This is a genomic window from Psychrobacter proteolyticus, assembly GCF_038155145.1.
Classification (GTDB): domain Bacteria; phylum Pseudomonadota; class Gammaproteobacteria; order Pseudomonadales; family Moraxellaceae; genus Psychrobacter; species Psychrobacter proteolyticus_B.
Genome location: NZ_JBAKAY010000079.1, coordinates 1 through 231, shown reverse-complemented (window position 1 = coordinate 231; position 231 = coordinate 1). Strand labels below are relative to the sequence as shown.

Here is a 231-nt window from a genome sequence, read left to right as displayed (position 1 = left end):
AAGGCCTACACCACCCGTGTCGGTTCCGGCCCGTTCCCGCCCGAGCTGTTCGATGAGTTCGGCCGTCACCTGGCCGAGCGTGGCCCCGAATTCGGTGCTACCACCGGTCGTGCGCGTCGTTGTGGCTGGTTCGATGCCGTCGCCCTGCGTCACGCCGTGCAGATCAACTCGGTCAGCGGCATCTGCCTGACCAAGCTGGACGTGCTGGATGTTCTCGAGACCATCCAGCAC

At 65.4% G+C, this 231-nt stretch carries 1 protein-coding gene; it reads left to right on the top strand.

Translation table 11 applies throughout. The features are described from left to right. On the top strand, positions 1 to 231 hold a 231-nt coding region (locus V6252_RS13060), incomplete at both ends, for an adenylosuccinate synthetase (protein WP_341610734.1).